This is a genomic window from Microbulbifer sp. SAOS-129_SWC, from assembly GCF_039696035.1.
Classification (GTDB): domain Bacteria; phylum Pseudomonadota; class Gammaproteobacteria; order Pseudomonadales; family Cellvibrionaceae; genus Microbulbifer.
Map to the genome: position 1 here is coordinate 2,149,301 of NZ_CP155567.1, position 12,404 is coordinate 2,161,704.

The 12,404-nt window shown below is 60.4% G+C and carries 15 protein-coding genes; 7 read left to right on the forward strand and 8 right to left on the reverse strand.

Features of this window, described 5'->3' with window-relative positions:
- Window positions 1-482: 482 nt before the first annotated feature.
- Both ABDK11_RS09325 and ABDK11_RS09330 read right to left on the reverse strand, forming a co-directional pair.
- Window positions 483-1,250 carry a DNA-binding domain-containing protein gene (locus ABDK11_RS09325; RefSeq protein ID WP_346840018.1) on the reverse strand — a complete coding sequence of 256 codons (768 nt, stop codon included), beginning with the start codon at window positions 1,248-1,250 and terminating at the stop codon, window positions 483-485.
- Entirely contained in the window at window positions 1,243-2,046 is an 804-nt protein-coding gene (locus tag ABDK11_RS09330) for a DUF692 domain-containing protein (RefSeq protein WP_346840191.1), read from the reverse strand. The genes ABDK11_RS09325 and ABDK11_RS09330 overlap by 8 nt, the downstream gene beginning before the upstream one ends.
- Here ABDK11_RS09330 and ABDK11_RS09335 point away from each other — a divergent pair.
- Entirely contained in the window at window positions 1,942-2,292 is a 351-nt protein-coding gene (locus ABDK11_RS09335) for a hypothetical protein (protein ID WP_346840229.1), read from the forward strand. The two genes, ABDK11_RS09330 and ABDK11_RS09335, sit on opposite strands and share 105 nt — an antisense overlap.
- On the opposite strand, the gene ABDK11_RS09340 is transcribed toward ABDK11_RS09335, so the two are convergent.
- The 3 genes from ABDK11_RS09340 to ABDK11_RS09350 form a co-directional block, all read right to left on the reverse strand.
- The gene (locus tag ABDK11_RS09340; RefSeq protein ID WP_346840019.1) at window positions 2,289-2,612 is read right to left on the reverse strand and encodes a DUF2282 domain-containing protein; all 324 of its coding nucleotides are present in this window, start codon (window positions 2,610-2,612) and stop codon (window positions 2,289-2,291) included. The genes ABDK11_RS09335 and ABDK11_RS09340 overlap by 4 nt on opposite strands.
- Before the next feature lie 209 nt (window positions 2,613-2,821).
- Complete coding sequence (gene ygiD / locus ABDK11_RS09345) at window positions 2,822-3,604, reverse strand: 4,5-DOPA dioxygenase extradiol (RefSeq protein WP_346840020.1); 783 nt, start codon at window positions 3,602-3,604, stop codon at window positions 2,822-2,824.
- A 106-nt stretch (window positions 3,605-3,710) separates the two neighbouring features.
- A complete protein-coding gene (locus ABDK11_RS09350; RefSeq protein ID WP_346840021.1) occupies window positions 3,711-4,316 on the reverse strand; it encodes an FMN-dependent NADH-azoreductase in 606 nt (201 codons plus the stop codon).
- 105 nt (window positions 4,317-4,421) lie between these two features.
- On the opposite strand from ABDK11_RS09350, the gene ABDK11_RS09355 reads away from it, so the two are divergent.
- Window positions 4,422-5,375 (forward strand): LysR family transcriptional regulator, encoded by a 954-nt coding sequence (locus ABDK11_RS09355; protein ID WP_346840022.1) that lies wholly within the window; start codon window positions 4,422-4,424, stop codon window positions 5,373-5,375.
- Here the strand turns inward: ABDK11_RS09355 and ABDK11_RS09360 are convergent.
- Window positions 5,372-6,217, reverse strand: coding sequence for a mechanosensitive ion channel family protein (locus ABDK11_RS09360; protein ID WP_346840023.1), 846 nt, complete (start codon window positions 6,215-6,217; stop codon window positions 5,372-5,374). The two genes, ABDK11_RS09355 and ABDK11_RS09360, sit on opposite strands and share 4 nt — an antisense overlap.
- Window positions 6,218-6,521: 304 nt before the next feature.
- Between ABDK11_RS09360 and ABDK11_RS09365 the strand changes: the two genes are divergently transcribed.
- Entirely contained in the window at window positions 6,522-7,436 is a 915-nt protein-coding gene (locus ABDK11_RS09365; RefSeq protein ID WP_346840024.1) for a pirin family protein, read from the forward strand.
- Window positions 7,437-7,547: 111 nt separating this feature from the next.
- Window positions 7,548-8,174: an isochorismate family cysteine hydrolase YcaC gene (ycaC, locus tag ABDK11_RS09370; RefSeq protein WP_346840025.1), complete on the forward strand. Its 627-nt coding sequence runs from the start codon at window positions 7,548-7,550 to the stop codon at window positions 8,172-8,174.
- Between the two features lie 25 nt (window positions 8,175-8,199).
- On the opposite strand, the gene ABDK11_RS09375 is transcribed toward ycaC, so the two are convergent.
- Window positions 8,200-8,529: a hypothetical protein gene (locus tag ABDK11_RS09375; protein ID WP_346840026.1), complete on the reverse strand. Its 330-nt coding sequence runs from the start codon at window positions 8,527-8,529 to the stop codon at window positions 8,200-8,202.
- A gap of 234 nt (window positions 8,530-8,763) precedes the next feature.
- Window positions 8,764-9,678, reverse strand: a complete 915-nt coding sequence (locus tag ABDK11_RS09380; protein ID WP_346840027.1) for a site-specific integrase — start codon at window positions 9,676-9,678, stop codon at window positions 8,764-8,766.
- 297 nt (window positions 9,679-9,975) lie between these two features.
- Between ABDK11_RS09380 and ABDK11_RS09385 the strand changes: the two genes are divergently transcribed.
- From ABDK11_RS09385 to ABDK11_RS09395, 3 genes are all read left to right on the forward strand, one after another.
- Window positions 9,976-11,046 (forward strand): DNA-binding protein, encoded by a 1,071-nt coding sequence (locus tag ABDK11_RS09385; RefSeq protein WP_346840028.1) that lies wholly within the window; start codon window positions 9,976-9,978, stop codon window positions 11,044-11,046.
- A 69-nt stretch (window positions 11,047-11,115) separates the two neighbouring features.
- Entirely contained in the window at window positions 11,116-11,616 is a 501-nt protein-coding gene (locus tag ABDK11_RS09390) for an acyl-CoA thioesterase (protein WP_346840029.1), read from the forward strand.
- 78 nt (window positions 11,617-11,694) lie between these two features.
- Window positions 11,695-12,204 carry a hypothetical protein gene (locus ABDK11_RS09395; RefSeq protein ID WP_346840030.1) on the forward strand — a complete coding sequence of 170 codons (510 nt, stop codon included), beginning with the start codon at window positions 11,695-11,697 and terminating at the stop codon, window positions 12,202-12,204.
- The last annotated feature ends 200 nt before the right edge of the window (window positions 12,205-12,404 follow it).

Genomic DNA, 12,404 nt, shown 5'->3' on the forward strand with positions numbered 1-12,404 from the left:
TCCATGGCCTGAGGGGCTTCCGGAAACGCAAGTTCTTGGTTGTCATGGTTATATTCTGGCTTGCCGTCAAATCGGCGATTCGCGCCGGGGCGCGCTCTCCGAATGGATTGAATTCTTATGTGATGCGGCTTTAGTGCCCGCGATCGTTTGTGCTGTCGTTTCAGTTGTTGTTCATGGGCGGCTGCAACGCAAACACGCGTCAGCACCACAGCCTCGTACGCGGAATTGCTACCGGTATAGCGAGACTTCAAAGTGGAGTCAATCGGACGGGGGAAAAGGGCGCAAGAAACAAAAACCCGCCTGTCTTGCAGCGGTGGATTCCGCATTCCCGGCGCGGGGCGTCCCTGATGCCGGTAGTGACGGGAATGGCGGTATCACCTTCGGGAAACAGAAGGATCGGGCGGGGGGCGATGAATGGACCGTGATCGCGTCCAGCACGTTTACATGCGGGCGCAGCGCAAGCGCTGCCGTTGTCCGCCAATCTATCCGGCCGCTATTATTGCCCCCTCGCGCAACATTACCGCCAGGCAGGCCGCAACATCGAAGTCTGGATCCGCAGCCAGCGCGCAGTTCGCCGATTCCTGCAGCGAGCGGTTTTCACGCAGTTGTTGCACGAAAATGCAATCGCCAGCGCTCATCCGGATAAGGCCTACCTGCAGGTCGCGGCGCAACAGCCAGCAGCATTCCGCCGCCCGCATATCGATTTCGCTGAGCGCCTCTCGCGGTGCACTATGGTGCTGATGTGCCGCCCACAGTGAAACAATGGGATGCTGGCTGACCAGAGTGCCCAGCGATGGGTGCAGCTGGAAACGGGCCCGGGCGGCGGCATCGGCACTGGCCAGCAGCCCGGTGATTTTTTCCGCGCTAATCGCCTGCGCATCCGCAGCGTGGTAGGCGTGCAGATAGGCCAGTTCCAGGCGGGTCATGTCGGCGAGATAGGGCAGTGCCCGGGCGTGGGGATAGGTGGCGACAAATCCGGGTAAGGCAGCGCCGTAATCGGCGAGCACGGCGGCATTAGGCGGATTGCCGCGCACAAACGCGATCGCCATGGTGCGGAAAAACGCCGCACCGACCAGTTGCCGGGTGACTGGAAAGGTCTCTTCGAGGACATTCACCAGCGACGCAAGCACGTTGTTGCGGTAGACCGCAAAGCGGGTTGCCGGGTCGGAGTTGTTCCAGGTCTTCAGGCCCGTGGGTAGCGAGACTTCCGTCGACAGGAGTGCGTCGGCCCAGCGGGCTTCGTCAGTCATCGTTCGTTGCCCGCGTCTGCACCTGCGCCTGGGCCAAACAGCCCTGTACCAGGTCTGCCTCTGCGAGCAGTGTGGAGAGTGGGGGCAGGTGGTGGTCCCATTCAATCAGTGTCGGGCTGGGCCCGATTCGCTCGATTGTGGTGCGGTAGAGCGCCCAGACCGCCGGATCCACCCGCGATCCGTGGCTGTCAATTAACAGCGGCGCGCCGGTGCTGTCCGCGTCGCGCGAGAATCCGGCGAGGTGCAGTTCGGCCACGGCGTGCAGGGGCAGGGCGGCGATATACTGTTCGGCGCTGCGGCCGTGGTTGGTGCAGGAAACATAGGCATTGTTCACATCGAGCAACAGGCCACAGCCACTGCGCGCGACCACTTCGCCAATAAAATCCGCTTCCCCGTAACTCGACTGCTGAAATTCCACATAGGTGGCCGGGTTCTCCAGCAGCATCTGGCGGCCGAGGCAGGTCTGCACCTGGTCGATGTGTTCGCATACCCGTGCGAGCGTGTCCCTGGTGTACGGCAGTGGTAACAGGTCGTTCAGGAATACACCGCCGTGGCTCGACCAGGCGAGATGCTCGGAAAAAGCCGCCGGCTGGTAACGCTTCAGCAGGGTCCGGAGTGCCCGCAGGTGGGTCGGGTCCGGGGGCGACTCCCCGCCGATTGACAGTCCCACACCGTGTATCGAGAGCGCGTAATGCTCGCGAATTCGGCTCAGGAAATGATGGAACGGACCGCCAGCGACGAAATAGTTTTCCGCATGGATCTCGAAAAAACCCAGGTCGGGCTTCCGCTGCAGAATTTCGTCAAAGTGTTGCGGTTTGAGGCCGAGGCCGGGGCGCGGGGGCAGCGTTGCAGGCTGCCTGGCTGGTTGGGCGACGGCCCCTGGCGTCCGAGCGCCGGGAGAAAGGTCACAACGCATGTGGGCAGCGCTCCCGCATTAATCCAATCCCGGTTGCTCCTGTACGAACTTCTGCCGGGCGCACTGCGGCAGCATGTCGTTTGCGATCGCGACGGTGCTCTGCCACAAGCGCTCAGTCCCCGTTAAGGGGATTCATCGGCCGGCGTATTGTTTTCCTCAAACGGCTCCAGTTGGCCATATCCGGTCGGCGATGTGAGGGAGCGGGTCTTTTTACAGGTGCCGGCCGGGACGTACTTCCAGGCATCGCCCTGGAAGTCTCTAATGGCAGTGCCCGCACAGTTGCTGCCGTGAGCGGACTTGCAATCATTTTGGCCCTTCAGGGCGACGCCGTAGCATTTCTCTTTATTTTCCTTGTCATTATCCCCGGCACTGGTGGGAATAGAGGCTATGGCCACGGCGGTACCCAGGGCCAGCGCGAGGGAAGCTGAAGACAGTTTGCGGTTCATTACCAAGCTCCTGTTCAGAGTCGAGAGGTTCACCGGCAATGGATAGAATGTTTACCCAACGGCGTGTTGCCCCATCGGCGGATGGCGCATATCTCTTCTCGTTTCAGTGTAGCTATTTGCGGCTCAATGGCGGCCCCAACCCTGCACAGTTCCTGACCGAACGGTTCTAGGCTTGCGTAGGGAAATGGCGCTATGGCGGAGTGAAGACGTTACTGTCCGTAGAATACCGAGAGCATGCTGATGCTGCCGAGCTCAATGCCCTCGATCGGAAATGAGACCTTGTCTGCACTATCACTGGCACCGGCAATATAGAGCAGCGGCAGAAAGTGCTCGGGCGTCGGTACGGAAAGGCGCGCGTCGCCGCCTGCGTGTTCAAAATGCACGAGGTTGTCGTGGTCACCGCGCGTCAGCGCATCGCGTATCCAGCGCTCGAAGTTCTGTGCCCAAGGGTAGGGCGGCGTGTCCTGATCCCAGCGCATCAGCCCCAGGTTGTGTACGACGTTACCGCTGCCCAGTATCAGTACACCCTGATCCCGCAACGCGCGCAGTTTCTGGCCCAGCTGGTAGTGGTATTCCCCGTAGCGGGTGGCGTCGATACTCAGTTGCAGCACTGGAATGTCTGCCTCCGGGTACATCTTCAACAGTATCGACCAGGTACCGTGATCGAGTCCCCAGTCTTCGCTGACCTGAACATCGAAGGGGCTCAACTGTTCGCGGATTTGCTGTGCGAGCTGCGGCGATCCCGCGGCCGGATATTGGCATTCATAGAGCGCCGGTGGGAAACCGTGGAAATCGTGAATGGTGCGTTGCTGTGTCCCGCCAGTGATCAGCGTACCCCGGGTATACCAGTGCGCCGAAATCGCGAGAATGGCGCGGGGCCGTGGCAGCGATTCCGCCAGTTGGCGCCACGCGCGGGTATAGCGATTTTCTTCCAGCGCGTTCAGGGGGCTGCCGTGGCCGATAAATACTGTGGGCATGGTTTGTGTGTTCATCGACTTCTTTGACTCCCAGTTGGGCCCATGGTTTCAGGTGCCAAAAAAAGGGGCGCGTAAGCCGCGCCCCAAGGGATGGTTCCTGACGAGGAACGGGGGTATTCGATCAGGCCAGCTTGGCGATACGCTCGCGGGCGCTGTTAAGACTGTCATTCTTGGCCTCTTCGCCGACTGCGAGACCCTCGGCATGGATAAACTCCACATCGCTGATACCGATAAAGCCGAGGAACTGGCGAATGAAATTGGTCTGCGCATGGTCCTCGCCGTAAAAGCCGCCGCGGGTGATGACCACGTAGGCTTTCTTGCCGGTCAGCAGACCCTTCGGTCCCTCGGGGGTGTACTCGAAGGTCACGCCGGCGCGGGCCACATGGTCGAAGTAGGCGTGCAGGCTCGAGGGCACGCTGAAGTTGTACATCGGCACGCCCAGTACCAGTACGTCGGCGCGGCGGATTTCCTCAATCAGGCCATCGGAGTAGTCGGCCACAGCCTGTTGTTCCGCTGTGCGCTGGTCGGCTTCGGTGGTGAACGCCTGGAAGCGGTCCAGGGTCAGGTGCGGCACCGGTTGGGCCGCCAAGTCGCGTGTGGTCGCCGTGCTGCCCGGATTGGCGGCCTGCCACTGCTCGGCGAACTGGTCGGTCAGCTGTGACGACTGGCCGCCGCTCTGGAACAGGCTGGTCTGGATCTTGAGAAGATGTTTGTTGGTGCTCGACATTGGGTGCCTCCAATAGGATTCCGATTTGCGATGGCGGCATTAAAACATTGGTAAAATTGATTAATAAGCGCAAAAATACTGCTATACCCATCGGATTATTCGATTATGAATCAAGACAAGCAGGACAACAGCGCGCTGCCGACCCGCATCAGCCTGGATCAATGGCGCTGCCTGGTGGCAGTGGTGGAGGTGGGGGGCTATGCCCAGGCCGCCGAGCGCTTGCACAAGAGTCAGTCGTCGGTCAGTTACGCGATCCAGAAGCTGGAGTCGGTGCTGGGCATGAAGGTCTTTACCATCGAGGGGCGCAGGGCGGTGCTGACGCCCGCGGGGCAAATGCTGTATTCCCGCGCCCGTCTGCTGCTGGAGGATGCCGCCGGCCTCGAGCGGGCGGCGCGCAAGGCTTCGGCCGGCTGGGAAGCGGAGATCGGGATCGCCGTGGAAGTGCTGTTTCCCACCTGGCTCCTGCTCGATTGCCTGAACCGCTTCGGCGAAGAGAGCCCGCAGACCCGGGTCGAGCTGTTCGAAACCGTGATCGGCGGTGCACCGGAAGCGCTGCGCAACGGGCAGGTGGAACTGGCGATCTCGCCGCATATCCCCTCGGGCTTTATCGGTGAACCGCTTCCGCGACAGGTGCGCATCATCCCCGTCGCGCATCCGGATCACCCGCTGCACCAACTCGGTCGGGAGGTCACCATCCGCGACCTGCGCAACTATCGCCATCTGGTGGTGCGGGATTCGAGTTCGCAACGCAACCGGCGCACAACGACGGTGGAGGTGGCACAGCGCTGGACGGTGACCAATATGGCCACGTCCATCGGCGCCGCCTGCCGCGGTTACGGCTTTGCCTGGCTGCCGGAAGAGAAGGTTCGCCAGGAGCTGGCGGAGGGGTTGCTTAAGCCGCTGCCACTGCGTGGCGGCAGCGAGCGCTATGTGCAGATGTACCTGATTTTCGCCGATCGCGAGTCACCGGGGCCCGGCGCGCTGCGCCTGGCGGAAATCATCCGCGAGGAAATGGAAACGATCTGCCAGGCGGCCGGCAGCGGCGGCGAGCGCGGCTAGGCGCCCGGCGTTGCAGGCTCCGTGTCCGCTTTCGGGCCGCTGTACCAGAAGTTGTAGAAATCCTCGGTGGCCCGCTGTTCAATTTCGTGGGCGTCTTCGCGCGGGCAGAACAGGGTGATGGTCACCACGTCGTGGCCCAACTCATTGGTGGTGAAACTCACCTTCGGGTCGGTGCCCGCCAATTCCACCCCGGTGCGGTGCTCGATCATACTGCAGTAACGCGCGGCCACTTCCTTGAACGGCTCGCAGTATTCGCGCACGCGCTCCTCGATAAACTGCTTCGCGGCAAAGGGGTTGCCGCCGCGGTTTTCCCGGGTGATGGAGAAGGTGTGCTCGATATAGCGGCGCATAAAATTGAGGTTCTTCACCGGCTTGGTGAAGAAGACGCTGTTAGGAATGTACAGCGTAATACCGGTATAGCCGCTGCCGAGCCCATGCGGATCAATCTCCAGCAGCGTTGTACTCATCCAGTCGCTGTCGATCACCTCGCCGAACTGGTCGCCAATCTTGATCCAGTCGCCCACCACAAAGGCGCGCATGCTGGCCTGGTAAATCCCCCCGACCAGGCACTGCACCACTTCGCGCAGGGAAATGACGATGGCGACGGAAAACGCGGCGATGGACAGGGCAAAATCGTGTAATTCCGAGACCCAGATGGCAACAATACCCACCAGCAGAAACAGGTTGGAGAGGTTGTGTACCGTGTTGATGCGCCGCCGCTTGTCAGGCTTGGGCCAGCGGGTGCGGGAAAACAGGAAAGACAGCAGCAGTCGCAGTAGCGTGATGGTCACGACAACGATTGCGGTGCGAACGAGTTTGTTATCGAGGTAATGCTCGAGCATCTACGATCCTGCAGTAGAGTATCCCGCCATCACTCAGTCGGGAGGGTTGTTAAAAGCTTAGAAGCTAATTGCCGGCAGCTCTGGCACCCGGCGGTTGCCGGGGGTGGCGCTGCCAGGCGCTACTGTAGCTTTTCGCGCCGAAAATTTTAAGCTTTTCTGGCGTCGGTGAGCGGTGCGGGGCAGGCTATAGTGAAGCCTCCCGACCCTGTGGCCTGCCCCCAGCGGCACTGCGCCAGTATGATGCGGGGCTGAAAGCAGAGCCCACTGTGTAAATGAAGTCGTAAACCGAGCCCTGGAGAGAACCGTGAGTAATCTCAGTAACGAAACCGAGCTGCCGTGCGACTTTGTCGACGGCTGTGGTGCCCTAAAACTCCTTGTCGAGCCGCAGGAAAAAGCGCTGGGCGGATTCTCCGTGCGGCGCGCGCTGCCGAGTCGCGAACAGCACCGGATCGGCCCCTGGGTCTTTTTTGATCATATGGGGCCTGCGGAGTTTCCCGCGGGGCAGGGGATCGATGTGCGCCCCCATCCGCATATCGGTATCGCCACTGTCACCTACCTGTTCGAGGGCGAGATACTGCACCGGGATTCCCTCGGCAGTGAGCAGGCCATCCGTCCGGGCGATATCAACCTGATGGTGGCCGGGCGGGGGATCGTGCACTCCGAGCGCGAGCGGCCCGAGGTGCGCAGCGTCGACCACCGCGCGCACGGCCTGCAGTTGTGGCTGGCGCTGCCGGTGGCGGACGAGGAGATGGAGCCGGAATTCCACCACTATCCGGCCGCGGAGATTCCGGCGCTGGAGCTGGATGGTGTGCCGCTGCGCGTGATGATGGGCTCGGCTTACGGCCATACCTCGCCGGTCAAGACCTTTGCCGACACCCTGTATGTCGAGGCGCAGCTGGCGCCAGGCCAGACCATCGAGCTGCCTCAGGCCGAAGAGCTCGGGGTTTATGTCGCCTCCGGCAGATTGCAGGCGCTCGACACGGAGATCCCCCCATACACCCTGGCGGTGTTCTCACCGGAACCCGGCATCGTGCTGGAAGCGCGCGAGCAGAGTCGTATTGCGATTATCGGCGGTGAGAAAATCGAGCCCCGCTGTATCGTCTGGAACTTCGTCTCCAGTCGGGCCGAGCGTATCGATCTCGCCGTGCGAGAGTGGAAGTCGGGCGCTTTCCCCAAGGTGCCCGGCGACGAGGAGGAGTTTATTCCGTTCCCGCCGTAGCGCCGCGCAGCGAAGCCGGTTTTGGAGACGCCGGGCTTGAGGCTATCGTAGCGGGTACCGGTGCAGCCGGCGCCCACGGGCGCCCGAGTGCCTAGCCGCGGGAGAACCGCCATGAGCCAAGAATACGCGCGCCTCGACAAAGACGAGGTGGCATTACTGCTCGTCGATCACCAGTCCGGGCTGTTGTCCCTGGTGCAGGATATTCATCCGGACCAGTTCAAGAACAATGTCCTGGCGCTGGCCGATCTGGCCAGATACTTTAAATTACCCACCGTGTTGACGACCAGTTTCGAGCAGGGCCCCAACGGACCCCTGGTGCCGGAACTGAAGGCCCTGTTTGCCGACGCCCCCTATATCGCCCGGCCCGGCCAGATCAATGCGTGGGACAACGAGGATTTCGTCAAGGCGGTGCGGGAGACCGGCTGCCGCCAGCTGCTTATCGCGGGCGTGGTCACCGAGGTCTGTGTGGCGTTTCCGGCGCTGTCCGCCCTGGCGCAGGGTTTCGAGGTGTTTGTGGTCACCGACGCGTCCGGCACCTTCAATGCGCTGACCCGCGATGCCGCCTGGGCCCGCATGTCCGCGGCCGGCGCGCAGCTGATGACCTGGTTCGGGGTTGCCTGCGAGCTGCACCGGGACTGGCGCAACGACGTCGAAGGGCTGGCCGAACTCTTGTCCAACCATATTCCCGCCTACCGCAACCTGATGACCAGCTACGCTGCCGGGCAGGGCCAGCAATAGCGGCATCGGGTTGTGACGGCAATAGTCAGTTCGCGACGCGCAGCTCCGGCATCGCCGGCAGTTCCAGGTAGTAAGACATGTACTTGTGCACGGCGTGAAAGGCTTCGAAATTACCATCGATCGCGCGCTCGAACTCGCGGTCGCAGGCGATAAGCTCTGCCATGCGCAGGTGGTAGTCGTAGCCGGAAAAGTTCTGCAGGGCGTCTGTGGCGAGACGGGTCATCCGTTGCGCGTTGATGATTGGAGCGCCGTGTGCCACCAGTGCTTCCCGAAACACTCTTTTGAACTGTTCCAGGTAGGGCGCTTCGGCGCTGAAAAATTCTACGGCGTTATAGAGTTTCTGTGTCGTGGTCATGGTCTGGTCCCCCCGGTAAAGCGAGCGGGGATACTACCGGAGGCGAAGTACAAGAAACACAGATTCGCCAGTCAACTGCATGAGTTTGACGACAAAATTTCACTAAGGCTCAGCCCGCAGATTTCGGGGGGTAAATTTTGCCGACTGGCGAAAAAATGCAAGTGCTCGGCGGACCCAAAAGCGTAAATAAGGCGCCAACTTTTGTGGCGCCGGAAGCGCTATTGGATGGGATACTCAGCGCGTGAGTTTGGCCATCTTCTCCATCAGAACCACAGTGGCATTGTCACTGAAGCGCTGACCCTCCTCGATGTAGCCCCACACGGTGGCATCGCTCTTCCAGCCCCCCTGCTTCTTGATCAGCTCGAAATCCACTTTCTCCCGCGCCGCCGACGTGGACAGGCCGCGGCGGAAGCTGTGGCTGCTGAGCTCGGCGACAAAGTCGAACTGGCAGTCCTCCCCCAGCTGTTTCAGCAGCTGGTTGATCGCCCCGGGGCGCAGCGGTGTCGCCTGCACCTGGTCCCAGCGGTTTACCGGCCGGAACACCGGGCCCGTGCCGATACCGGCTTCTTCCAGCCACCGGCGCAGCGCCGTGGCCGCGCATACGCGGCGGTCGCCGTAGGGCAGGGCGCGCACAGAGCCTTCGCCGGTCTGGTCGACCTTGGTACGCGGCAGCCGGATCAGTAAGCCCTCGTCTTCCCACGCCAGGTCTTCAACCCGGATTGCCACCAGCTCACTGCGCCGGAAGGCGCCGAAGAAGCCGACCAGTAGCAGGGCCTGGTCGCGGCGGCTTTTGTGGGTGTCGGGCAGTTGGCGCAGATGCTGGGCCATGGTGGCGATGTGCTCGAGCCGCAGGGCCCTGGCTTTCTGTTTCGGGCGCCCGTGCAGCCGGCGGATGCCGTGCATGGTTTTCTCCACCAGTGGTGTCTGTACCGGATTGGTGAAGCCCTGTACGCGGTGCCACTGGCCAATCGCGGTCAGGTGTAAATCCAGCGTGCGTGGATTGATCGCCTCGGCGCGCTCCAGCAGGTAGCGGACGATGGCCTGGCTGTCGCAGGGCAGGCGCCCGCCCCATTTTTCGAACTGGCGGATGGCGGACTGGTAGGCCTTGCGGGTGTTGTCGGAAGTGGCGGCGCGCAGGTACTGCTGCAATCGCGCTGGGTCTGCTGCTTGTGGGGTCCGGCTGCTTGTCGCGATGGCTGGTGCGGCCGCGGGAGTGGGGTCGTCTTTATCCATAAATAAATAACCGGGTAATAGCAGCTTCTGTACCGTGGCCGTAACCGTTGCACGGAAAGTTTGAAAATATAACTAACGATAATATTCATTATCGAGGGTTAGAAAATGGGAGGCAAGCGTTGTATTAAAAATGGAAAATAATGTTATATTATGTATCACGTAATACGTTACTAAAAAATAGCGAAAACAATCTGCAGGGAGCTCCGCAAATCCATGGCGCGCACCGGTGTCACTTACTTCGATATTTCCCAGGCCGCAGAGGCCATCAAGCAACGCGGTGAGGAGCCGACGGTGGACCGCGTGCGCGCGGAACTCGGTACCGGCAGCAAAAGCACCATCGCGCCGCTGCTCAAGCGCTGGCGCGCCGACACCGGCGAATCGGTGGCGGATACCGGCGGCCTGCCGGCGGATCTGGTCGAGGCACTGAAAGCACTGCACCGGCAAGTGCAGCAGGAGGCGGAAGGCAAGATTGACGCCGCGCAGCGCGAATTCGACGCGACCGCAGACAGGCATGACAGTGAAATGGCGCACCTGCGCAATGTCTTGTCCGAGCGTACCGCCAGCCTGGAAGACCTGGAGCAGAAGTTGCAGAACTCCACGGAGGAAAACCGCAATCTGCAGCGTGATTTACAGGAAATGCGCGCGGCACTGGCCAAGAGTGAAGTGCAGCGCGAGGAGGGTGCCGGTCGCGTTGCCGAGCTGAAATCCGCGCTGGAAGAAGCCCGGCAGGAAAATCGCGATATCCGTGCGCACTTCGAGCATTTCCAGCAGCGCACCGCCGAAGACCGCCAGCAGGAGCGCGATCAGCACCGGCTGGCCAGCGAACAGTTGCGGCACCAGGCCGCCGGCCTGAGTGAGCAGCTGGCCGCGGCGCAGCGCAAAATCGAGCAGCGCGAAAGCGCTATCGAACAGCTGCGCAACGATTGCGCCAAACTGGAGTCCGAACAGCAGCGCCAGCTGGAAGCCGCTTCCGGCCACCGCGCCGAGATTCGCGCGCTGGAGCAGCGCTGCGCGGAGCAGCAGGAATCGTTGCAACAGCAGACTGACCTGGCCGGCAATCTGCGGGAAACCGCATCTGCGCTGCGCGCCAGCAACGCGGCCTTTGAACGGGAGTCCGAGCTGCAGCGCGACGCGGCGCACAGGGTGCAGTCTGCGCTGCAGACAACCGAGGAAAAACTCGGCACCATAAGCGCGGAAAACCGGCAGCTGCTGCAGGAAAAGGCGGCGCTGCAGGGGCGGCTCCAGCAACTGGAGCGCGCCAGCGAAGACACCCGTATCGAATAACCGCGACCAACGTTAACCCAGAAGTATTGGCCCGGACGCACGCTTGCCGGCCGATTAAGGACAGAATTGATGGAAGAGTCCCGCGAACACCAGCTCAGCATGAGTGTGCTGATGACCCCGGACATGGTCAATTTCACCGGCAAGGTTCACGGCGGTGAACTGCTGTCGTATCTGGACAAGGTCGCTTTCGCCTGCGCCAGCCGCTATGCCGGCTCCTATGTGGTCACGCTGTCCGTCGACCGGGTGCAATTCCGCCAGCCGATCAATGTCGGCGAGCTGGTGACGTTTATGGCTTCGGTCAACTACACCGGCAACACATCAATGGAAGTGGGCATCAAAGTGGTCACCGAAGATATCCGCAAGCGGGTGGTGCGCCACACCAACAGCTGCTATTTCACCATGGTGGCGCTGGATGATGACGGCAAGCCGACCCCGGTGCCGCCGCTGAAACCGGAAACCGTGGTGCAGAAACAGCGCTTCGAAGCGGCCATGCTGCGGCGGAAGCTGCTGCACGAACAGGAAGCGGCGCACGATGCGATCAAGGAGAAGGTGCGCGGTTTTCAGTTCTAGCGGAATTCCTTATTGGTTTCTAAAGACTGTTTCTACTTTTTTCCTTTTGAGTGCGGATTAAAGATTTGGGGTGATCAAGTGTTTCAGACGTTTGCCGGAATTATTGGCCTGTTTTTTTGTTTTTCAACGGCGACTCTAATTTCATCTAAAGCTTTTTCGGAAGGCAATATGACACCTGAGGTCAGCATTAAATCGTCTAGATTCAATCGGAGTGATTTAATTGTGAGGCTCGCTTTCACGAACAATGGAGGAGAGCCATTTTATTTATATGAATATAACCTGTGTGATGAGGGTGTTTTGTTTGATGATATATTTTCTGTTGAACGCTTGATTGACAATAAAAAATATGATGTCTCATATGGAGGTATGGTTGATTTCTTCGACGTAGGTAAGGCGACGGAGAAGAACTTTATAAAAATCGACCCCGGCAAAGAAGTTTCCTGTGAGGTGGTACTGGGGAATTACTACGACCTGAGGCGGGATGGTAGCTATGAGGTGACTTATCGAGTTGAAAATCCAAGCTATTCAAATTTCCAGTCAGCCCAAATTTTAAAGAGCAATACAATCAGGTTCATTTTGGAAAATTGAGTTCGAATGGGTTGTGAATGGGGGAAGACCAGAATTTTGGCGCTTAATTTCCCTTCATTGTGCGCTTGAGAGCCTCGTCACTTAGGAGATAGGCCGCCCTCATTATGACGGCAGTGTTGTCACACAGCCGACTAGGCCCATTCGGCGCCGTCAACTGCCTGGCAATCCGGCGCTCCGCCAAACTGACTATTCACAGGGGC